This window comes from Dissulfurirhabdus thermomarina (assembly GCF_012979235.1).
Lineage (GTDB): Bacteria > Desulfobacterota > Dissulfuribacteria > Dissulfuribacterales > Dissulfurirhabdaceae > Dissulfurirhabdus > Dissulfurirhabdus thermomarina.
This window is the reverse complement of record NZ_JAATWC010000011.1, coordinates 37,905-58,979: the sequence shown is the minus strand read 5'-3', so window position 1 is coordinate 58,979 and position 21,075 is coordinate 37,905. Positions and strand designations below refer to the sequence as shown.

At 70.4% G+C, this 21,075-nt stretch carries 16 protein-coding genes; 10 read left to right on the top strand and 6 right to left on the bottom strand.

The annotated features are described in order from the left end of the window. The first annotated feature begins 35 nt into the window (after positions 1-35). The 7 genes from rplI (at position 36) to HCU62_RS10835 (ending at position 8,473) form a co-directional block, all read left to right on the top strand. Complete coding sequence (gene rplI, locus HCU62_RS10865; RefSeq protein WP_163297596.1) at positions 36-485, top strand: 50S ribosomal protein L9; 450 nt, start codon at positions 36-38, stop codon at positions 483-485. Positions 486-618: 133 nt separating this feature from the next. Next, positions 619-1,989: a replicative DNA helicase gene (dnaB, locus tag HCU62_RS10860; protein WP_163297599.1), complete on the top strand. Its 1,371-nt coding sequence runs from the start codon at positions 619-621 to the stop codon at positions 1,987-1,989. Then, on the top strand, positions 1,958-2,644 hold the full coding sequence (gene rsmG / locus HCU62_RS10855) for a 16S rRNA (guanine(527)-N(7))-methyltransferase RsmG (RefSeq protein ID WP_163297595.1): 687 nt from the start codon (positions 1,958-1,960) through the stop codon (positions 2,642-2,644). The genes dnaB and rsmG overlap by 32 nt, the downstream gene beginning before the upstream one ends. Further along, the gene (locus HCU62_RS10850) at positions 2,641-3,147 is read left to right on the top strand and encodes a CDP-archaeol synthase (RefSeq protein ID WP_163297594.1); all 507 of its coding nucleotides are present in this window, start codon (positions 2,641-2,643) and stop codon (positions 3,145-3,147) included. Before rsmG ends, HCU62_RS10850 begins: the two co-directional genes overlap by 4 nt. Further along, complete coding sequence (locus tag HCU62_RS12750; RefSeq protein WP_163297593.1) at positions 3,144-3,839, top strand: PHP-associated domain-containing protein; 696 nt, start codon at positions 3,144-3,146, stop codon at positions 3,837-3,839. Before HCU62_RS10850 ends, HCU62_RS12750 begins: the two co-directional genes overlap by 4 nt. A 128-nt stretch (positions 3,840-3,967) precedes the next feature. Then, positions 3,968-6,118, top strand: coding sequence for an LPS-assembly protein LptD (locus tag HCU62_RS10840; protein ID WP_163297592.1), 2,151 nt, complete (start codon positions 3,968-3,970; stop codon positions 6,116-6,118). A gap of 264 nt (positions 6,119-6,382) precedes the next feature. Further along, positions 6,383-8,473 (top strand): putative bifunctional diguanylate cyclase/phosphodiesterase, encoded by a 2,091-nt coding sequence (locus HCU62_RS10835; RefSeq protein WP_163297591.1) that lies wholly within the window; start codon positions 6,383-6,385, stop codon positions 8,471-8,473. A gap of 20 nt (positions 8,474-8,493) precedes the next feature. On the opposite strand, the gene HCU62_RS10830 is transcribed toward HCU62_RS10835, so the two are convergent. The 3 genes from HCU62_RS10830 to HCU62_RS10820 are packed head-to-tail and all read right to left on the bottom strand — an operon-like array spanning position 8,494 to position 10,927. Then, positions 8,494-9,228, bottom strand: coding sequence for a segregation and condensation protein A (locus tag HCU62_RS10830; protein ID WP_163297590.1), 735 nt, complete (start codon positions 9,226-9,228; stop codon positions 8,494-8,496). A 17-nt stretch (positions 9,229-9,245) separates the two neighbouring features. After that, positions 9,246-10,280: a tryptophan--tRNA ligase gene (trpS, locus tag HCU62_RS10825; protein ID WP_309474753.1), complete on the bottom strand. Its 1,035-nt coding sequence runs from the start codon at positions 10,278-10,280 to the stop codon at positions 9,246-9,248. Further along, positions 10,277-10,927, bottom strand: coding sequence for a site-2 protease family protein (locus HCU62_RS10820; RefSeq protein ID WP_163297589.1), 651 nt, complete (start codon positions 10,925-10,927; stop codon positions 10,277-10,279). Before HCU62_RS10820 ends, trpS begins: the two co-directional genes overlap by 4 nt. A gap of 292 nt (positions 10,928-11,219) precedes the next feature. On the opposite strand from HCU62_RS10820, the gene HCU62_RS10815 reads away from it, so the two are divergent. Further along, positions 11,220-11,492: a hypothetical protein gene (locus HCU62_RS10815; RefSeq protein ID WP_163297588.1), complete on the top strand. Its 273-nt coding sequence runs from the start codon at positions 11,220-11,222 to the stop codon at positions 11,490-11,492. Between the two features lie 301 nt (positions 11,493-11,793). On the opposite strand, the gene HCU62_RS10810 is transcribed toward HCU62_RS10815, so the two are convergent. The 3 genes from HCU62_RS10810 to HCU62_RS10800 all read right to left on the bottom strand — a co-directional run bounded on the left by HCU62_RS10810 (position 11,794) and on the right by HCU62_RS10800 (position 18,285). After that, positions 11,794-14,763 (bottom strand): PKD domain-containing protein, encoded by a 2,970-nt coding sequence (locus HCU62_RS10810; protein ID WP_163297587.1) that lies wholly within the window; start codon positions 14,761-14,763, stop codon positions 11,794-11,796. Between the two features lie 300 nt (positions 14,764-15,063). Next, positions 15,064-17,874: a PKD domain-containing protein gene (locus tag HCU62_RS10805; protein ID WP_163297586.1), complete on the bottom strand. Its 2,811-nt coding sequence runs from the start codon at positions 17,872-17,874 to the stop codon at positions 15,064-15,066. A 30-nt stretch (positions 17,875-17,904) separates the two neighbouring features. Then, complete coding sequence (locus HCU62_RS10800) at positions 17,905-18,285, bottom strand: cytochrome C (RefSeq protein WP_163297585.1); 381 nt, start codon at positions 18,283-18,285, stop codon at positions 17,905-17,907. Positions 18,286-18,956: 671 nt separating this feature from the next. Here HCU62_RS10800 and HCU62_RS10795 point away from each other — a divergent pair. Continuing rightward, positions 18,957-20,420 carry a PAS domain-containing sensor histidine kinase gene (locus HCU62_RS10795; protein WP_163297584.1) on the top strand — a complete coding sequence of 488 codons (1,464 nt, stop codon included), beginning with the start codon at positions 18,957-18,959 and terminating at the stop codon, positions 20,418-20,420. Beyond that, complete coding sequence (locus tag HCU62_RS10790) at positions 20,383-21,075, top strand: response regulator (protein WP_163297583.1); 693 nt, start codon at positions 20,383-20,385, stop codon at positions 21,073-21,075. Before HCU62_RS10795 ends, HCU62_RS10790 begins: the two co-directional genes overlap by 38 nt.

Genomic DNA, 21,075 nt, shown 5'->3' with positions numbered 1-21,075 from the left:
CTTTCCCACTTCCGGGTTTCACGGAGGTCGCAATAATGGAAGTGATCCTGACCGAGAGCATCGATTCGCTGGGCATGGCCGGGGAGGTGGTCCGGGTGGCCGACGGCTACGCCCGAAACTACCTTCTCCCCCGCCGCAAGGCCCTGGTGGCGGACAAGCGGAACCTCGCCCAGTTCGAGCGCCAGCGCGAGAAGATCCTGGCCCGCGCCGCCCGCCAGAAGGAAGAACTCCAGGCCCTGGCCGGGCAGCTCGAGCGGATGACCCTCACCATCGCCAAGAAGGTGGGCGAGGAGGACCGGCTCTACGGCTCCGTCACCGCCATGGACATCTCGGAGGCCATCGAGGCCCAGGGCTACACCGTGGACCGGCGAAAGATCCTCCTCGAGGAGCCCATCAAGCAGCTCGGGACCTACGAGGTTCCCGTCAAGCTCGGCCCGGAGGTCTCCGCCACTCTCAAGGTCGAGGTGGTGGCCCAGGAGGCCTGATCGGCGCCCGCCGCCCAACCGGCGGCGGGCGTGGAGCCCGGGTCCCCAGGGCCCGCCTCCTGCTGGATGATTCCCGGTGCCGGTGCCCGGGGGCGGTGTCCGCCCCCTCGGCCCGGCCGACCGCGTGATGGCCATGCAGCTCTCGCAACGGAAACCCTCCCCGCCCCTGGCCGGTTACCGGCTCCCCCCCCAGCACCTCGAGGCCGAGCAGTGCGTGCTCGGCGGCATCCTCATCGAGGACGGCGCGCTCTCGCGTGTGGCGGAGATTCTCCGCCCCGAGGACTTCTACCGGGAGGCCCACGGCCTCATCTACCAGGCCATGCTGGATCTTTCGGAGCGCAACGAGCCCCAGGACCTCGTGACGGTGCACAACGCCCTCAAGGCCGCGGGCCGGCTCGAGGCCGCAGGCGGGGCCGCCTACCTCGCCGAGCTCACCGAGGCCGTCCCCGTGGCGGCCAACGTGGCCTACTACGCCAAGATCGTCCGCGACAAGGCCATCCTCCGGCGCCTCATCGAGAAGGCCTCCGAGATCGCCGCCACCTGCTACGAGGAGGCCGGGGAGGTGGACGAGATCCTCGAGCGGGCCGAGGCGGGCATCTTCGAGATCTCCCAGCTCAAGATCCACCAGGCCTTCCATGCCGTCCGCGACGTCATGAAGGACAGCATCAAGCGGGTGGAGGACCTCTACGCCCGAAAGGAGCTGGTCACCGGGGTGCCCACGGGCTTCGGCGAGCTCGACCGGATGACTGCGGGGCTCCAGCCGGCGGACCTCATCATCGTCGCCGGGCGGCCCAGCATGGGAAAGACCGCCTTCGCCCTGAACATCGCCCAGCATGCGGCCCTGGAGCACGGGGTGCCCGTGGCCGTCTTCTCGCTGGAGATGTCCAAGGAGCAGCTGGCCCTCCGGTTGCTCTGCTCCGAGGCCCGGGTGGACGCCCAGAAGGTCCGGACGGGCTTTCTCTCGGAGCAGGACTGGCCGCGGCTCATCCGGGCGGCCGGGAACCTGTCGGAGGCCCGGATCTTCATCGACGACACCCCGGCCCTCTCCGTGCTCGAGATGCGCGCCAAGGCCCGGCGGCTCAAGGCCGAGCACGGCCTGGGGTTGGTGGTGGTGGACTACCTCCAGCTCATGCGGGGCCGGGGGGGCAGCGAGCGCCGGGAGCAGGAGATCTCCGAGATCTCCCGGTCCCTGAAGGCCATGGCCAAGGAGCTGGACGTGCCGGTGGTGGCCCTCTCCCAGCTCAACCGAAAGGTGGAAGACCGGCCCAACAAGCGGCCCCAGATGGCGGATCTGCGGGAGTCGGGGGCCATCGAGCAGGACGCCGATGTCATCGCCTTCATCTACCGCGACGAGGTCTACAACCGCTCCGAGGACAACCCCAACCGGGGCACGGCCGAGGTCATCGTGGGCAAGCAGCGCAACGGTCCCACGGGGGTGGTCCGCCTGGCCTTCGTCTCGAAGTACTCCACCTTTGAAAACCTCGCCCGGGACCCCCTCGCCTGAGGCCCTCATCCGGGCCCTCCTGGCCGAGGCCGGAGAGGCGGGGGATGCCGCCGCGGCCCTCGGGGCCTACTTCGAGGAACTGGCCCGTTGGAACCGCCGGTTCAACTTGACCGGCCTGCGCGACCCCGCCGCCCGGGTCCGAAAGCACCTCGGCGACACCCTGACTCTCCTGCCCCTGGTCCCGCCGGGCCCCGCCCGGGTGATCGACATCGGGACCGGGGCGGGCGTTCCGGGCCTGCTGCTCAAGATCCTTCGCCCCCGCCTCCAGGTGGTGTTGGTGGACGCCGTGGCCCGGAAGGTCTCCTTCCTGCGCGCGGTCATCGCGCGCCTCGGCCTCGAGGGAATCTGGGCCGAGCACGGTCGGGTGGGGGAGCCGGAGGTGCCTCGGCGGCGGCCCGGGGGCGGCTTCGACCTCGCGGTGAGCCAGGCGGTGGGATCCCTGGCGCACCTGGCGGCGCTGGCCGGGCCGGTCCTCGGCCCCCGGGGGATGCTGGTCGCCATGAAGGGGCCAGGTGGGGCGGCGGAGCTCGAGGCCGCGCGGGCGGGGCTCCGGGCCGCCGGCTGGGCGGCGGAGCCGGTGACGGCCCGGGTTCCCCTCACCGGGCACCCGCGGTGCCTGGTGGTCCTCCGCCGCGTGGGGGAGGCGGCGCCGTGACCTCCGGGTTCCAGGAACTCCTCTCCCGGGACGCCGCCCTGCTGGCCGTCCTCGGGGCGGCGAACTTCCTCCCCATCCTGGGCCGGGCGCTCCTGGGGGAGCGCCTCGGGGCGCCGGTGGACCTCGGACGCCGCTTCCGGGACGGCCGGCCCGTCTTCGGGGACCACAAGACCTGGCGGGGGCTGGCGCTGGCGGTGGCGGGCGGCGCGGCCGTCGGCGGACTGACGCCCTTCGGCCGGGGCGGCGGCGCCCTCCTGGCGGCCCTTTCCATGGCGGGCGACCTCGCGGCCAGCTTCGCCAAGCGCCGGATGGGGCTCGAGGGCGGCCACCCCGTCCCGCTCCTCGACCACACCCTGGAGTCCCTGGTCCCGCTCCTCTTCGTCCGCCGGGGCGCCGGGCTCGGGTGGATCGAGACCGCGGTGCTGGTGGGGGCCTTCGCCGGGGCGGCGCGTCTCTTCTCCCCCGTCCTCCACCGGCTGCGCCTCAGGCGGAGACCGGCGTGACGGCCCTGCTCAAGGCCGACTTTCACCTCCACACCGCGGAGGACCCGGAGGACCTCGTCCGCTACACGGCCGAGGACCTCATCGACATGGCACGGGCGGCGGGCTACGGCGTGCTCGCCATCACCAACCACAACCGGGTCACCTGGAACGAGCGCCTGGCCGCCTACGCCCGGGACCGGGGCATCGTGCTGATCCCCGGCATGGAGGCCACCATCGAGGGGCGCCACGTCCTTCTCTACAACGTGGACCCCGCCGAGGTGGACCGATCCAGCCTCGAGGCCCTGGTGCGGCTGCGGCGGGAGGAGACCCTGGTCATCGCCCCGCACCCCTTCTACCCGAGCCCCTGTGCCCTCCGCGGGCGCTTCCGGGCCAACGTGCACCTCTTCGACGCGGTGGAGTACTGCCATTTCCGGGGGCGGGGCGTGGATTTCAACCGGCCGGCCCAGGCGCTGGCCGCCCGGTACGGCCTGCCCATGGTGGGGACCTCCGACGCGCACCAGCGGGTCCAGTTCCACACCACGTACACCCTGGTGGAGGCCGAGCCGGACGCGGCCTCCGTCATCCGGGCGGTGAAGGCCGGCCGCGTCCGGGTGGTGAGCCGGCCGCTCCCGCTGGCCACCCTGGCCCGGATCTGGCTCCGCATGACCTGGCGGAACAAGGTGGTCCGCCGCTTGTCCCGGCCCCGGGCTTGATGGAGGTGCCGGGGGCGGATCGAGGCCGCGCGCGGGCGGTGCGGCGCGCCCCGGCGGCGCCGGGATTGACCCGCCGGCGGCGTCCCCGTAGGGTAGGGCCGTCGAGCCCACGGAGACCCGGATACGACATGGCGAGATCCTCCTCTGCAGCGCACTGGTTTGCGGCCCTGGCCTGGGCGGTGGCCGTCCTCGCGGCCGGAACGGCGGCGGGAGCGGCCGTGCCCTGGCGGGTGGAGGCGGACCGGATCACCTACCATGCCGACGGGGACCTGGTGGTGGCGGAGGGGCACGTGCGTGCGAGCCGCGGCGGGATGACCTGCGAGGCGGACACCGTGGCCTACGACCGGCGCCGGTCCCGGCTGCAGGCCTGGGGCAACGTCACCCTCCGCACGGGGGGCGACGTGCTCCGGGGCAGCCGGGCCGACCTCGACCTCGCCACCGCCACCGGCACGGTGGAGGACGCGGAGCTCTTCCTGAGCCGGAACAACGTGACCCTGGCCGCCCGGACGATCCGGCGGACCGGCGAGGACGAGTACGAGGTGGAGGACGCCGTGGTGACTACCTGCCCGGTGCCGCGGTCGGCCTGGAGCTTCCGGTGCCGGCGGCTCCGGGTCCGGGCCTCGGGCCTGGCGGTGGCCGCCCACACCACGTTTCGGGTCAAGGATGTACCGGTCCTCTACGCGCCCCTGGCGGCCTGGCCCGTGAACCAGGAGCGGGAGACCGGGTTCCTCACCCCTTACTACACCTCCTCGAGCCGGAACGGGTTCGAGCTGGAACTGCCCTTTTTCTGGGCCTTGGGCGACAGCTTCGACGCCACCTTCTCGCCCCGGTACCTGGCCAACCGGGGGATGCTCCTGGGCGGGGAGTTCCGGTACGCTCTCTCCCCGGCATCCCTCGGGGTCATCCGGTACAGCTACCTCCACGACAACCTCGTGGACGACGACTTCGACGGGGACGGCCAGGTCCGCGGCAATGCCCGCCGGTGGTGGGTCCGGGCCAAGGCCGACCAGGACCTGCCCCTGGGCGTCGCGGCCAAGCTGGACGTGGACCTGGTGAGCGACCGCGACTACTTCGAGGAGTTCCGGGAGGGGCCCATGGGATTCGGCGCCACCAACCGGATGTTCCGGAAGTGGTTCAACCGCAGCCTCAACGACGAGACGGACGTGATCCGGCTCTCCACCTTCCAGTTGGCGCGGACGTGGGAGGACCACTTCTGGGGGGCCGAGGCGCGCTTCCACCAGAATCTGTTGGAGGACGCCCAGGACGAGACCCTGCAGACGCTCCCCCGGGTGGCGGTGGAGGGGTTCCGGCGCCGGCTGTGGCGGACGCCCCTCTACTACGACTGGCGCGCCGAGTACGTGAACTACTGGCGCGAGCGCGGACTCGAATCGCAGCGCCTCGACCTCGCCCCGCGCCTCGCCCTCCCGGTGGACTTCGGCGGCGTGGCGGACTTCCTCGTGAGCGCCACCGCGCGGGAGACGCTGTACCGGATCGGCGGCGACTGCCAGGGCTGGGCCACGGACCTCGACCGCAACCGTTTCACCCACGAGCTGGCGGCGGATCTCGGCACCACCCTCGGCCGGACCTTCGACCTCGGCGGCGGGCGGTTCGTCCGGCATACCCTCCGCCCCGTCCTCTCCTACCGTTACCGGCCGCCCAAGGACGTGGACGGCCTGCCGGGCATCGACGCCGTGGACCGGCTCGGCCAGGAAAACCTCCTCGTCCTATCCCTCCTGAACTTCGTGACCACCCGCCGGGATCGGCCGGGGGGGCGTTTCACCTACCGGGATCCCCTCGTCCTCCGGCTCGAGGAGGGCTTCGACGTCCGCGAGAGCCGGCGGCGCCTCGGCCCAGGGGAGAAACGGCGGCCCTTCACCGATCTCCTCGCCGAGCTGGAGCTGAACCCGAACGAGTTCGTGACCCTCCGGAGCGACACCACCTTCGGGGTCTACGGCCAGGGGGTGACCACGCACCGGACCCAGGCCACCTTCCGGTCCCCGGCCGGGGACCGGCTCGGCCTCACCTACCGCTACCACCGGGCGAAGCGGATCCATACCCTGGACGCCGTCCTGGACGCGGTGCTCACCCCCGCCTGGACCCTCACGCTGCGGACCCAGCGCTCCCTGGAGGAGCCCTGGGAGGAACTCCGCTCTTCTTACGGCTTCCGCTACAAGGCCGGGTGCTGGAGCCTCGAGTTCCGGGTCGACCACACCCCCGACGAGGATTCCTTCGTCTTCTACATCGACCTGGCCGGCCTCGGCGGCTGGGGCACCCGCTGAACCGCGGCCCCGGGGCCTCGCCGGGCCGGCGCCGCGTCTCGGCCCCTGCGGCTGCATTTTTGGTCCAAAAATTGCAAAAAGGTTCGGGCGGCGGTCATGCCCCGATTTCATGGCCCCGGACGGTTTTTTTTGACCATGCGCGACGGCTCTGGCATAATTCCACGAGGTTTCCACGAGGTGCCCGCCGGCGAGGCGGGCGGGGGCGGCCGGTCGTCCCGCTCCCGGGTTCGTGGAGCCGATTCCCCCGACGGGGGTGGGGGCCGCGTGGGAGATGGCGATTTCCGCATCCTGGTGACCGGGGATCCCGGCGCCTGGACGCCGCCGGGCGCCGGCGCGGGGGTGTCCTTCGTCTTCGAGTGGGTGGCCGGGCGGGGCCGGGTCCTGGCAGCGCTCCGCCGCGACCGTTACGATGCCGTCCTGGTGGATGCCGCCGGCCCGGGGTCGGAGGGCCTGGACCTCGCCCGCCGGATCCGGCGGCGGTACCCGGCCCTCCCGGTGGTGATGGTGCTGGGGCCCGAGGCCCCGGGGCCGCTCCAGGAGGCGGCCGAGGCCGCCGGGGTCCTGGAGTGCGTGGCCGCGGGCGCGCTGGATAGGGCCTTCTTCCGGCGGCTTCGCGGGGTCTTGGCCGCCCTGAGGGCCGGCCGGGAAGGGGCGCGGGCGATGGCCGCCCGGTGCGAGGCCCTGGCCCGGTGCCTTCCCCCGGAGTCGTGGGAGTGGGATCTGGCGGCCGGGACCTTCACCTGCAGCCCGGCGCTCGGGACGGCCCTCGGCCTCGGACGGGGTGAAGCCGCCGCCGGGGACCCCGAGGCGTTCTTCGCGCGCGTCCATCCCGACGACCGGCCGCGGCTGGAGGCCCGGATCGGGATGCACCTCGAGGGCGGCAACGAATGCTGGGAGTGCGACTTCCGGCTCCGGCAGGCCGACGGCGCCTACCGGTGGGTGAAGGGACGCGGGGCCGCCGTGCGGGACGGCGCGGGATGCCCGGTGCGGCTCCTCGGCGGGCACGAGGACCACAGCACCCGGGAGTCCGCCGGTGCCGAGGCGGTCCGGGCGGCCTTCCACGATCCCCTGACGGATCTCCCCAACCGGGTCCTCTTCCTCGACCGGCTCGGCCAGTGCCTGCGGTCGGCGCCCCGCCGCCGCCGGCGTTTCGCCGTGCTCTTCCTCGACCTCGACGGGTTCAAGCAGGTGAACGACACCTTCGGCCACCCGGCGGGCGACCGGGTGCTGCGGGAGGTGGGCCGGCGCCTCCTCCAGTGCGTCCGTCCCGGCGACACCGTGGCCCGGCTCGGCGGGGACGAGTTCACGGTGCTCGTGGACGGGATCCGGCACATCCGGGACGCCACCCGGGTGGCGGAGCGGATCCAGCGCGCCCTGGAGGCGCCCTTCCCCCTCGGCGACCGACGGGTCCGGGTCTCCGCCAGCATCGGGATCGCCTTCGGCGGCCAGGGTGCCGCGCGGGCGGAGGACCTCATCCGGGACGCCGACATGGCCATGTACCGGGCCAAGTCCCTGGGAAAGTCCCGCCACGAGGTCTTCGACGTTCAGCTCCACGCCCTGGCCGCGGAGAGCGAGCGGATCGAGGCACAGCTGCGCCGCGCCGTCGAGGCCGGCGAACTGCAGGTCTTCTACCAGCCCATCGTCACCCTCCGGACCGGCCGGGTGAGCGGCTTCGAGGCCCTTGTCCGGTGGCGGCACCCGGAGCGGGGGCTCCTCGAGCCCGAGGCCTTCCTCCCGGCCGCCGAGCGGGCCGGGCTCATGGAGCGCCTCGACCTGTGGGTGCTCCGGGAGGCGAGCCGCCAGGTCCACGATTGGCACCGGCGGATGAACGGCGGGCCGCGTCTCTTCCTCGGTGTCAACATCGGGGGCGGCACCCTGTCCCGGCCGGGCTTCGGCGGGGAGGTCCGCCGCGTGCTCGCCGACACGGGCCTGGAGCCGTGCCGGCTCCGCCTGGAGATCGCGGACCGGTCCCTGCTCTCGGACCCGGCGGCCTTGGCCGGGGCCCTCCTCGACCTTGCCGCCCTGGACGTCCAGGTGGGCATCGACGACTTCGGGGCCGGCGACGCCTCCTTGTCGCTGGCGGCCCTGGACCGCCTTCCCATCCATTCCCTCAAGATCGACCCCACCTTCATCCGGCGGGTGGGCGAGGGGGACGCCGGGCTCGAGATCGCCCATGCCATCGTGACCTTGGCCCACAACCTCGACATGGACGTCACGGCGGAGGGGATAGAGAGCGAGGCGCAGCTCGTCCACCTCCGGACGGTGGAGTGCGACTACGGGCAGGGGGCGGTGTTCTCCATGCCCATCGAGGCCGCCGCCGCCGAGGGGCTCATCGCCGACCGGTTCCGGGGGTAGCCCGCCCCCGCCGCCGTTCCCTACGATCCGTGGGCCGCCGCGGGTTCGGCGGTTTCCGGCTCCGGCGCGCGGGGCAGGATGAGGATGTCGCCGCCCGGGACCTCCTGGAGGAGGCGGATCTGGGCCAGCCGCGCCAGCTCCAGGATGGCCAGGAAGGTCACGATGGTGACCTGGAGGTCCTCCGGGGTGAAGAGGTCGAAGAAGCGGAGGCGGCCCGCGGCCGCCAGGCGCGCCGACAGTTCCTCCATCCGCTCCGACAGGCTCACCCGGGCCCGGGCGATCTCGAGGACGTGGGGCAGGCTCCGGTTGCCCAGGACCTTCCGGAAGGCGTCCAGGAGGTCGTAGAGGCTGGCCTCGATGGGGCGCGAGGCCTCCGCCTCGGCGCCGGAGACGGGGATCCCCATCTCCGCCAGGCTCTCCTCCAGGCGCCGTCCCCGCGTGAAGACGTCCCGGCCGAGGAGCGGCCGCCGTTCCAGCTGCTCGGCGGCGGCACGGACGGCCATGAGTTCCTGGAGCGGGCGGACGATCTCGAGGCGGGGGTCGTCCTCCGGCGAGAGGGGCTCCGGCCGCGGCAGCAGCATCCGCGACTTGATGTGCATGAGGGTCGCGGCCATGACCAGGTATTCCCCGGCCACCACGATGTCGAGGGCCTGCATGAGCTCGATGTACTCGAGGTACTGGCGCGTGACCAGCGCCATTGGGATGTCGGTCACGTCGAGCTTGTTCTTCGTGATGAGGTGGAGGAGAAGGTCCAAGGGACCTTCAAAGGCCTCTAGCCGGATCTGGCACTCGGGCTCCAAAGGGCGCTCCTGACCTGTTCCATGGTGGCGCGGGCCTCGTCCCGGGCCCGCTCCGCCCCCCGGCGCAGCAGCCGGTGGAGGCCTTCCCTGTCGTCTCCCAGGGCCGTGCGGCGTTCCCAGATGGGGGCCAGGGCGCGGACCACGGCCTCGGCGAGTTCCTTCTTGCAGGGGACGCAGCCGAGGGTGGCCGCCTTGCAGGCCTCGACGATCTCCCGGCGCCGGTCCGGCGCCACGTAGAGGCGGTGAAGGTTGAAGGCCACGCACCGGTTCTCGGGGTCACCGGGATCGGATTTGCGGGGGCGCTCGATGTCGGTGATCATGGTGGCGATCTTGCGCCGGACCTCGTCGGGCGTGTCCGAGAGGAAGATGGCGTTGCCGTAGCTCTTGCTCATCTTCCGGCCGTCGAGCCCGGGCAGTTTCGCCACCTCGGCCAGCATGGCCTCGGGCACCGGGAAGGTCTCCCCGTAGAGGTAGTTGAACCGCCGCGTGATCTCCCGGGTCAGTTCCACGTGGGGCAGCTGGTCCACCCCCACGGGCACCTTGTGGGCCCGGTAGATGATGATGTCCGCGGCCTGGAGGACGGGATAGCCGAGGAAGCCGTAGGTGGCCAGGTCCCGCTCCTTCAGTTCCTGCTGCTGCTCCTTGTAGGTGGGGTTCCGCTCCAGCCAGGAGACGGGGGTGATCATGGAGAGCAGGAGGTGGAGTTCCGCGTGTTCCTTCACGTCGGACTGGACGAAGACGGTGGCGCGCTCCGGGTCGATCCCCACCGCGAGCCAGTCGAGGACCATCTCCTCGGTGTCGGCGGGGATGCCGCCCGGGGACTCGTAGCAGGTGGTGAGGGCGTGCCAGTCGGCGGCGCAGAAGAAGCACTCGTAGGCCTCCTGGAGGCGCAGCCAGTTCTGGAGGACCCCGTGGAGGTGGCCGAGGTGCAGCCGCCCGGTGGGGCGCATGCCGCTCAGCACCCGAACGGATCGGTTCTCGGTGTCGGTACCTGGGGGAGGAGTCACGCCTGGAGTCCCATGAAGAGGCCGTAGATGCGGAAGACCAGCGGGACTATAATCCGGCCCGTCACCCCTGTAAAGACGAGCAAAAGGATGAGGACGAAGCCGTAGCGCTCGAAGCGGCGCCAGGGTTCGGCCAATCCCTCGGGGAGCAGCCCTTCCAGGACCTTGCTGCCGTCCAGGGGCGGGACCGGCAGGAGGTTGAAGACCGCGAGCCCGATGTTGACGAGGATGCCGACCTGGAGCATGGCCACCAGGGGGGCGAGGAAGGCGGCCCCCGGCGGGAGGTGGATGACGCCCGACGGTCCGGCGGCGAGCCCGCGGAGGAGCGCGGCGCCCGCGGCGGCCAGGGCCAGGTTGGCCGCGGGGCCGGCCAGGGAGACCCAGAGCATCCCCCGCCGGGGGTCCCGGAAGTGGTAGGGATTGACGGGGACGGGTTTCGCCCAGCCGATGGCCCGGGTCAGGAAGAAGACCAGGGTCCCCACCGGGTCGAGGTGGCGGAGGGGGTTCAGGGTGAGCCGCCCCGCCCGCCGGGGGGTCGGGTCCCCGAGCCGGTCCGCCGTCCATGCGTGGGCCGCCTCGTGGGCGGTCACGGCCAGCAGGATGGGCGGGGTGAGGAGCAGGACGTGGCGGATGGTGGCGTGGAGGTCCATGACGCCTGCACTATAACCACGGCCGCGGGCCGGCGCCATCCCCGGCGGAAGGGCCGGGGGCGGCGTTTGCAGTCCGGGACCAGGGGAGGCTTGGGCGGTGGGCTTCACCTGCGAATTCTTCAAGGTCTGGAATCGAAAAGTGGATGGGCGAGTTCGGCTGATCCGGCGAGGCGCGGCTGTCCCCGGGGGGAATCCCGCATGGCGTCTCTGAGAGTCTGAACAAACGAGGGGCACTTCTCATGTGTGTTTACTTCAAGGCGTTCCCACGGCGCCGTTGTGTTGATTTAAAGTCATGGAAATTTCGCTGGCCATCGCAACATTGCTTGGGGTAATCTCATCTGTATGCTTTTTCTGGGACAAGTTTAGAAACAAAGAAGATCAAAAAGAGACACGTAAAAGTATTCATGGAATGAAATCAGAAAAACATGAGGCTGTCCAACAGACAAAAGCAGAATTAAGTGACACCACTCTCAAAATACTGATGCCCTTTTTTGATTCTGGTGCAATGGTGGTCATTGACGCCTTTATCTCAGGGTTGTCGCTAACCAAATCTGAAGTTGGGTAACACTTAGATATCCTTTTGAAGAAAGGTCTCATCGCCCATACTGAAGCATTTGAGCCCGCAGACTAAATTACCGCTAAAGGAGGAGACTACACATATGTGTCAGCTGTATGTACAGCAAACTTTCTTTTCCGCCTGCCCGGCCGCCAGGGGTGAAGCCCTCGCGGCCAAGACCCACGGACGGGAATCGTAAAACTTGACGTCCCCTAACTTCGTAAAAGTTGGCGTCCCTTGACACTTGTCGAAAAGGCGGGGGCCCGGCCGGACGGCCGGGCCCCCGCGTGCGGCAGGCCGGCGAACCGGCTCAGGGGTTGTCCGCCTTGGGGATGGAGACCACCGCCTGCTTGACGTCCACCCGGGTGCTGCCGTCGTAGACGTAGGCCGTGACCTTGAACTCGTAGTGGTCGCCCTTGTCGTACTTGGCGTAGAGGCGGAAGTCGTGGTCCACGTCCTTGGGTGAGACGGTGTCGTAGACCCGTGACTTCAGCCCGTCCCCCCAGAAGATGTAGAGCATGGTGTGGGCCGGAAGGTTGGCGAAGCGGATGGTCTGGACGCCGCTTACGGTTCCCACGTAGGAGATGTCCGCCGCCGGTAGGTTGACGGCGTTCACCTCCTGGGAGACCTGGGCGAGCTTTCCCTCCTCGTCGGTCACCTTGAGGGTGACGAGCCAGGTGCCCACGGTGGAGAAGGTCTTCGAGACCGTGGCCCCGGGGAGGACCTCCCCCGCCGCATCGCTGGAGATCCATCCGTAGTCGATGTAGCCGGCGGTGTTCACGCTGGTGTCCGCCGCGAGCGTCACGGGCTCGCCCACCCGGACCGTGATGGGGGTGCCGCTCCCGTCGGGGACGGTGCCGTTGATGCTCGCGATCACCGCCACGGGGTCCACCCCGATCCCGTTGTCCGCCGCGGTGACTAGGTCCAGGCCGGCCGCCTCGGTGGCGGACAATCCCAACAGCTCGTAGCGCCTCGGGTTCCGGAGCGTGCTGCCCGATGTGCAGTCCAGCACGTGGCGGTTGCCGAACGCATCCCAGTACTCGGCCTCGGCGGAGACGTCGCCCGGATCGCTCCAGGAGAGCGCGAGGGGGGCCTCCGCGCCGGTGGCGATGTCGATGCCCTTGCCGAGGAGGTTCACCTCCCCGTTGTAGACGACCCCGGAGGGTCCGTGGCAGTCGCCGCAGCCGTAGGCCACTATGTTGCCCGCGTCGTCGCGGACGGGTTTGCCGAGGACGTGCCCGTTGGGCCCCTTGATGGGCATCACGTTGTGGACCAGGAGGTAGGGCTTCGCCTCCAGCCGGAGCTGGGGGGCGTAGCCGGGGTCTTCGCCGGAGAGAAGGGCCTGGTAGGCGTCGATCTCCCCGGGCCGCGTGAACATGACCCCGCCGGCCGCGTTGGCCATGGCCCACTCGCTGCGCTCGTCGTAGGCGGGGACCCCCGCCAGCCCGCTGGGCACCCGGTCGTTGGCGGTGTTGACGAAGTCGTAACGGAAGTGGGAGCGGGCCACCCGGCCGAAGAAGGGGTCGAGGAGGACGGTGGTGCCGCCGTTGGAGTCCCCGGAGCGGAAGCCGTCGCCGTTGGCGTCCTTGGTGCCCGTGTTGTTCCAGTAGATGGAGGTGACGTAGTTGAAGGGATGGACCTGCCGGCGCCACATGGGGTTCGGCGAGCCGTCGGGCAATACCCGGACGGGGGTGTTCTCGCGCCAGGTGTAGGCGATGGTCACGGTCTCCGGGCCGCCGGCCACGTCCGGCGGGTTCCCGTCGAAGGTGTAGAAGCGGCCGCCGGTGCTGAAGTCGTAGGCCCGGGCCGCCGTGTACTGCTTCCAGACGTGGCAGACGGTGCAGGCGATCACGTCGATGTGGCTGCCGCGGAAGGTCTCCTCCTGCCCGTTGGCCCCGATCCGGCGGGCGGTCCCGATGATGGCCGCGGAGAGCCCCGCCGCCGCGTGCCGCGGCCGCGGGTCCGGCGGCGCGAAGATCTCGATGTCCTTCACCCCGTCGCCGTCGAGGTCTCCGAAGAGGACGTGGCAGTCGGTGCAGAACTTGACCGTTCCCTCGCCGCCAATGGGATCCTTCAAGGGGTCGTACCCCTTGCCCGGGCTGTGGAGGTAGCCGGGGGCCGTGGCGTTGTCGGTCTGGAACTTGGCGGTCTGGAGGTGGCAGCCGCTGCATTCCATGAACTTGTGCACCTCGTCGGTGCGCCAGGTGGCACCCCGCTTGAGGAAGTCGTTGCGGAAGCCGGCCGGGCGCCTGTTGGCGGCGGCCAGGGGATCGGGGTTCTCGGGGTCGTCGCTGGGGACCGTGCCGGTGTTGAAGAATTCCCGCTTCCAGGCGTCACCGGAGACCGCCGCGTCTTCCCCCTCCACCACGCTGGGCATGTGGCAGTTCAGGCAGTTGGCGGAGGGCGGTGTGCGCTTGATCCGCTGGAGGAAGTTCCGCCCGAGGTAGAGGTGGTTGCTGCCGTTGCGCGCCACGTAGAAGGCGTCGTAGGCCATGCTGGCGCCGTCCGGCGCGGCGGGGTCCATGGCGGCCAGGCCCGCCCCCAGCGTCGGGGCGTTCTTGAACTTCTCGTACCGGACGATCTGCTCGTTCCTCGCCAGGATGTCGTAACCCTCCAGGTGACAGACCAGGCAGTCGAGCTTCAGGGTCCCGGCGCCGCCCCCGCCGAGCTGCACCCAGTTGGCCAGGGTCACGTTGCCGTCCTTGACGTAGTAGTTCTGGACGGTGAGGGAGAAGAGGTCCCGGTTGACGTCGTCGTGCTCGGCCAGGGTCAGCGGGTGGCGCACCCCCGGGCCGCCGCCCACGTGGCAGGTGCCGCACTGGAGGATGAAGTCGTAGAAGCCCATGTCCACCTGGGCCAGGAACTCCGCCTCGCTGGCGAAGGTCTTGGTGATGTCGCCCCACTGCCGGAAACCGGTGGGGCACCACCCGCCGAACTTCCTCGGACCGAAGATCCACGGGCGGGCGGGGTCGAGGGTGCCGCGGGGGAGCACCAGGTCGTTGCACCCGAGGCAGGCATGGAAGTTGGCCACCTCGTTGTTGAAGATGGAACCGTGGCAGCCGCGGCAGGTGGCCTCCGGGTCGTAGGGGGGCAGGCCGTCGTAGGTCCCGTCGGCCGGATCGTCGAGGCTCACCAGGGCGCCGCCCCTGCCGACGAGGTAGATCTGGTCGGGCATCCGGGGGTCTTCCCCGTAGACGGGATGGTCGGCCAGAGCCAGCCGGCTCGCCGGCGGAAGGACCGAGCAGGCCAGCACAAGGAGAAAAAGGATCTTCTTCGCCATCGCGCGCTCCTCTCCCTTCCCGGTGGGGCCCGGCGCCCGCACCGGCTCGCCCCGGGGAAAGCAAGAAGGGCGCCGAAGTCGGCGTTGGAGAATATGCTTGTTATTTCAAGTTGATCTAGGTTGCTGGCGGGGCCCTCGCGCCGCCGGGTGCCGCCAGGCGGCCGTTTCCCATAGCGAAATGGCCCGCCGCTGGGCCAAAAGACCCAAGGGGCCACCGAGCTCCCGGGCGAAAAAGGGCCCCGGGGGATCGCCCCGGGGCCCGGCTGTTGGAGGAAGGTGCTGGCCCTTCCGTGAGGTTGGTTAGGGGTTGTCGGCCTTGGGTATGGAGATCACCGCCTGCTTGACGTCCACCCGGGTGCTGCCGTCGTAGACGTAGGCCGTGACCTTGAACTCGTAGTGGTCGCCCTTGTCGTACTTGGCGTAGAGGCGGAAGTCGTGGTCCACGTCCTTGGGGGACGTGGTGTCGTAGACCCGTGACTTCAGCCCGTCACCCCAGAAGATGTAGAGCATGGTGTGGGCGGGCAGGTTGGCGAAGCGGATGGTCTGGACGCCGCTTGCGGTGCCCACGTAGGAGATGTCCGCCGCCGGTGCCGGCGCCACCGCGCTCACCTTCTGGGAGACCTGGGAGAGCTTTCCCTCCTCGTCGGTGACCTTGAGGGTGACGAGCCAGGTGCCCACGGTGGAGAAGGTCTTCGAGACCGTGGCCCCGGGGAGGACCTCCCCCGCCGCGTCGCTGGAGATCCAGCTGTAGGTGAAGGTGCCGGCGGTGTTCACGGTGGTGTCGGCCGCGAGTGTCACGGGCTGGCCCACTTCCACCTCGATGGGGGTGCCGTTGGCATCTGGGACGATGCCGTTGATGCTCGCGATCACCGCCACGGGGTCGATGCCGATCCCGTAGTTGGCCGCCGTCATGGTGGCGTTGTCCGTGAGGTAGGCCCGCTTGGCCGCAAATCCCGCGGGGTCGGTCTCCGCCAGGTGCGGGTAGAGGGCCTCGCCGCGGTCCATGTCGGTGGTCTGGACGCAACCGCGGGGGTCGTTGTCCGGGCAGGTGACGTTGGCCTCGAAGGGGAGATCGGCACCCGCGCCGTCCTTGGTCTGGAGCTCCGACGCGGTCCGGAGGTCCCCCTTGTAGCCGGTCACCTCGAAGTCGGCGGCGGGCTCCATCATCATGTTGGCGCCCACCTTGCTGGCGTTGACGCCGTTTCCGGTCATGTCGTAGTCGCCGTCGAAGAACCCGGCGCCCGGCGCGTGGCAGTCGCTGCAGCCGTAGCTGCCGTCGGCCCGCCGCTTGCCCAGGGCGAAGCGGCTGGTGTCGGCGATGTTGTGGGTGACCTGGAACGGGGCCCCGAAGTAGAGGAGCTCGGTGCCGTCCCAGGGCTTCCCGCCGAGGCTCGTCCGGTAGGCCTTGTAGGCCGCGATCTGGTCCGGGCGGGTGAAGATGACGTTGCCGCCGTAGACGCCGACCCAGTCCCAGGCGCCCGTGAAGGTGCCGTTGGCGTCGTAGGCGCTGGCGTAGGCAGGATCGCTGCCGAAGCCGACGGGGATGGGCGCGAAGCCGCTGGCCGCGAAGGTCATCCCGGCCTTGAGGTCACGCTGGATCCACGGGTCGAAGTTGGTGGGCGTGGCGTTGGCGCCGTCGCCGTTGGCGTCCACCGAGGGGTCCCGGTTGTTCCAGAACACCGCGGTGATCATGTTGATGTTGTAGATCTTCCGGCGCCACGCGGTGTTGATGGAGCCGTCGGGCAGCGTCTTGTCGCCGTTCTGCCACCAGGTCCGGAGCGGGGTCCATTCCTGGAGCTCGCCGCCGAACATCCCCCACGGATCCGGCGCGGAGAACATGCCGAGCATGCCCTTGGAGAGATCGAACCCGATCATGGTGGGGTAGCGGTTGCCGCTGGTGGCGTCGAGGGCCCGCACCGCCATGCTCTTCTTGTGGTTGTGGCAGACGGTGCAGTCGATGACGTCGAGGTGGCTGCCCGGGAAGGTGTATTCCACGGGGGTGCCGTTTCCGTCGTCCTTGACGCCCACGGCCGTGGTGATGAGGGCCGTCAACCCCGCCGCCTTGTGGGCGGGGGTGGGGTCGGGCGCGCCGAAGGTCTGGATGGGCACGCCGTCGGCGTTCTTCCCGGTGATGTGACAGTGCTCACACCGCTTGACGGTGTTCCTGGACGAGGGCCGGACGCCTGAGAGGCGGCCGTAGCCTCTCCCCGGGTCGCACTGGGTCATGTCGGGGCTCAGGGAGGCGGTGTCCATGTGGCAGCCCGCGCACCCGAGCCCGATGTGGACCTCCTGGCTCGCGTCGTCCCAGATGTCGCCCCGCTTGAAGAAGTCGGAGCGCGGGAAGGGCACCATGGCCTTCTTGATGGCGTTCTGGTCGCTGGCGTTGAAGTAGAGCGGTCCCGTCCCGTCCACCCACGGTGCGTCGAAGTCGTAGGCCGGCATCTCGAGACCCGTGAGCGACATGGGATTGGCCGGGTTGTACGACATGGGGGCCGCGGCCAGGAAGTTGGTCATCATGTCCGCCAGGGTCGCCATGGACTGCGGGATGTGGCACTGGCGGCAGTTGTCGCTGGGCGGGGTGCCCTTGATCCGGTCCAGCACCCAGGGCAGCAGCGTGCCGTTGGCGTCCACCATGGCCGTGTTGTAGCCGCCCGTGGCCATGTCCATGAGGCCGGAACCCGCCATGGGGGCGGCGTTCAGGAGGCCCATCTGGACGATGACCGAGCTCATCATGTTGTTGTAGCCCTCGAGGTGGCAGAAGAAGCAGTCCATCTCGCGGACGTTGGGCATCCATTCCGTGGTGCTGGTGTTGCCGTCGAGCTCCACCGGGTAGGTCCAGGGCGCCCGCTTGACGCTGAAGTTGGGAAGGCCCGTGGCCGGGTCCCAGTCCTCGGAGACGTAGTTCATGTAGGCGTTGATGGTGGTGTCCGTGAGCGCCCGGATGGAGAGCCGCTGGCCGTTCCGGTCACTCTCGACGAACCCGCCGCCGACGTGGCAGCTGCCGCAGGCCATGGCCATGTCCCACGCGGCCATGTCCACGGCGCCCAGGAAGCTCGCGTTGTCCGCGTAGACCTTGTCCTGGACGCCCGGGGTCGCCGGATCCTGATCCATGAAATTCGCCACCTGGCGAAGGGACGGCGGTCACCACTTGCCGAACATGGCCCCGGTCTGATTCCAGGGCTTGCTGGCGGTCAAGTCGAACTGGCCGTCGGCGGTGTCCTTCCACTCGTCTTTCCCAAGCTGCGAGTGGAAGGCATGGGCCTCGATGTCGCCGTAGCTGAGCAGCACCTTTCCGTTCACCACGGTGGTGCCGTCGTGGCAGCCGCTGGTGCTGCAGGTCTGCTTCGGGCTGTAGGGAAGGGGCATGTTCGGGCCGACGTCCATGGCGCCGAGCTCCTCGTAGGTCTTGAGCTGGATGGGGGGATGGGCCGCGAAGGCCGTCCCGGCCACCAGCACGAAGGCCGCGAGGAGGCTCCCGGCGAGCCACAGGCCCGAGGCCCGGTGTCCTCGTCTCGTGTCCATATCCATTGACTCCTCTCTCCGAAGGCCCGGCGCCGGAAGGCGCTCCGCTCGCGGTGGCGCCGCCGGCCGGCCTCCATTCATCGGTGAAACTCGCGGATGATCTGCACGGCGGACGGGCGGGCGGGGCGTATCCACCCCGTGGGCCGCGCCGTCCCGGCCGGGGCGCGACTGCCGGCGGCCCGGCGCCACGCTGCATCACTCGGTGTGCATCACCTCCTCTGGGCCGATCCCGCGGCACCGCCCGAGATGGGGGGAGGGCGGCGTTGCGGCCCCGGCCGTCGGTGGAATCACGGGGGAAAGGGCCGTCCAGGGTAAAGGCAATAGCCGTACCAGCCCCCAGACCCGGCGGCGGCCGCCGGGGGGGCGGTGGCTCGAAGGCCCCGTCCCCGCGGGGATCCAGGGGCCGGCCGCCGCCGGCCGGCAAGGCCGCCGCCCGGAGCTTCATGGGGTGACCGCCCCAGGTTCCCGGGAAGGATGGGGGTGACTCGCGGGTGGAATCGCGTTTGCGGCGCGGCATATCACGGGGTATATGGCCCAGGTGGGCGGGATTTCCCGCAAGGCGGGAAAAGGGGCCGGAATGTGCGAAATTTTCTGATATATCCATTCCTTTTGACTTTCGGGCCGCCTTGGGGCACACTGTCCTGGGGTGGGTGAGGAGACGCCGGGGCGAGATGACGGAACGGGACGCGCTCTTCCGGGCCGTGGCGGACGGCCTTCCCGACGGCCTCTACGTGGTCCGCGACGGCCGGCTCCTCTTCGCCAATCCGCGTTTCTCCCAGGTCTTCGGCCTCGACCCCGGCCGTTGCCTGGCGGGCCGGGACTTCCTCGGCGAGGTCTACCCGGACCCCTCGAGCGCCCATTTCTTCCGGGAGAACCACGACAGGCTCCTGTCGGGTGTCTCGGAGGAGGTCGCCTGGGGCCAGCCTTCCCGCCGGCGGGGCGGGGATCCCTTCTGGATCGAGGTGCGGGCCCGCCGCGTGGCCATGGGCGGCGGGGCCGCCGTCATGGGGGTCCTCCACGACGCCACGGAGTGCAAGCGCATCTCCGACGTCATGGCGGCCTCCCAGCGGACCCTGTCCCTCCTCTTCGATGCCATGGAGGACCGTGTCTACGTGGTGGGCCCGGGCTACCGGATCGCCTTCGCCAACCGGCGCATGCAGGAGGACGCCCGGGCGGATCTGGCCGCGTCTCCCTGCTACCGGGCCTGCTGGGGGCGGACGCGGCCCTGCCCCGACTGCCATCCGCCCGGCACCTTGACCCCCGGGGGCGCCTTCCACTGGGAGTGCCGCGACCGGCGGAGCGGCGCCTGGTTCTCGGTGGCCGAGCTTCCCGTCCGGATGCCGGGCGTGGAAGGGCCCGCCAAGCTGGTGGTGGCCCGGGACATCAGCGCTCGCAAGGCCATGGAAGAGCGCGCCCGGGCGCTGTCGCGGCGGCTCCTCACCCTCCAGGAGGCGGAACGCCGCCGGCTCTCCCGGGAGCTCCACGACGACCTCGGCCAGCGCCTGAACGCCGTCAAGATCGGCCTCGACATGTTGCACGAGGACCTCGGGGGGGCGGCCTCTCCCCTGGGGGAGCAGGCGGCCCGGCTCCGGGAGGACGTGGAGGGCTCCATCCGGGCGGTGCGGGAGCTCTCTTCCGGCCTCCGTCCCGCGGCGGTGGAGCGACTCGGCCTGGTGGAGGGACTCGCGGAGTACTGCGGCAAGCTCTCGGAGCGGCACGGGCTGCGGGTGGACTTCCAGACCGCCGGCATGGCCGGGGTCCGGGTGGACGAGGAGACCGCCATCAACCTCTTCCGCATCGTGCAGGAGGCGCTCCACAACGTGGTCAAGCACGCGGGGGCCCGCCGGGTCAGCGTCCGGATGGTGGCGACGCACCCGGTGCTCCGGCTCCAGGTCAAGGACGACGGCCGGGGGTTCGACGTGGCGGCCGCTTCCCGGGAGGCCCGCTTCGGCCTGGGGCTCGCCGGGATGGCCGAGCGGGTGGATCTTCTCCGGGGGAGCTTCCGGGTGGTCTCGCGCCCGGGCGGGGGCACCCTCGTCTCGGTGGAGGTCCCGTTCCAGCCCGTCCGGGCCGTCCGCAGAAACGGTGGAGAACGACGTGGAATCCAAGCAGCCGACCGTCCTCCTGGTGGATGACCACCCGCTCTTCCGGGAAGGGCTCAAGGCCCTCATCCGGCGGAGCGGGCGCTTCGAGGTGGCCGGAGAGGCCGGGACCGGGCGCGAGGCCCTGGACCTGGCCGCCGCCCTCCGTCCCGACCTCGTGACCCTGGACCTCGCCCTCCCGGACGCCAACGGCCACGAGCTCATCGGGGGGCTACGCCGGGCCGCCCCCTCGGCCCGCATCCTGGTGGTCAGCATGCACGGGCGGTTCGAGTACATCGCCGCGGCCTTTCGGGCGGGGGCCCACGGCTACATCGTGAAGGAGGCCACGGGCGAACGGCTCATCCAGGCCCTCGACGCGCTCCTGGCCGGGGAGCACTTCCTCGACGGGGCGGTCTCCCGGGAGGTCCTGGGGCGGCTCCTCGAGGCCCCGGATCGGGCCTCGCGGGTGCGGGACGACCGCTACGGCCTCCTCTCCCGCCGCGAGCAGGAGGTCATGCGGCTCATCGTGGAGGGGGTCCCCTCCCGGGAGATCGCCGCGCGTCTCCACATCAAGCCGAAGACCGTGGAGAACCACCGGAGCAACCTCATGGGGAAGCTCGGCGTCCACAGCCAGATGGAGCTCGTCCGCTACGCCGCCCGGATCGGCCTCGTCGACCTGGACCTCTGGAAGGAGCCGGGGGCGGGCTGA

Bases quoted from the DNA above. Each gene is read 5' to 3' on its own strand.
- rplI (WP_163297596.1), top strand. From the start codon at position 36: ATGGAAGTGATCCTGACCGAGAGCATCGATTCGCTGGGCATGGCCGGG.
- dnaB (WP_163297599.1), top strand. From the start codon at position 619: ATGCAGCTCTCGCAACGGAAACCCTCCCCGCCCCTGGCCGGTTACCGG.
- HCU62_RS10840 (WP_163297592.1), top strand. From the start codon at position 3,968: ATGGCGAGATCCTCCTCTGCAGCGCACTGGTTTGCGGCCCTGGCCTGG.
- HCU62_RS10820 (WP_163297589.1), bottom strand. From the start codon at position 10,927: ATGGACCTCCACGCCACCATCCGCCACGTCCTGCTCCTCACCCCGCCC.
- HCU62_RS10815 (WP_163297588.1), top strand. From the start codon at position 11,220: ATGGAAATTTCGCTGGCCATCGCAACATTGCTTGGGGTAATCTCATCT.
- HCU62_RS10810 (WP_163297587.1), bottom strand. From the start codon at position 14,763: ATGGCGAAGAAGATCCTTTTTCTCCTTGTGCTGGCCTGCTCGGTCCTT.
- HCU62_RS10805 (WP_163297586.1), bottom strand. From the start codon at position 17,874: ATGGATCAGGATCCGGCGACCCCGGGCGTCCAGGACAAGGTCTACGCG.
- HCU62_RS10800 (WP_163297585.1), bottom strand. From the start codon at position 18,285: ATGGACACGAGACGAGGACACCGGGCCTCGGGCCTGTGGCTCGCCGGG.
- HCU62_RS10795 (WP_163297584.1), top strand. From the start codon at position 18,957: ATGACGGAACGGGACGCGCTCTTCCGGGCCGTGGCGGACGGCCTTCCC.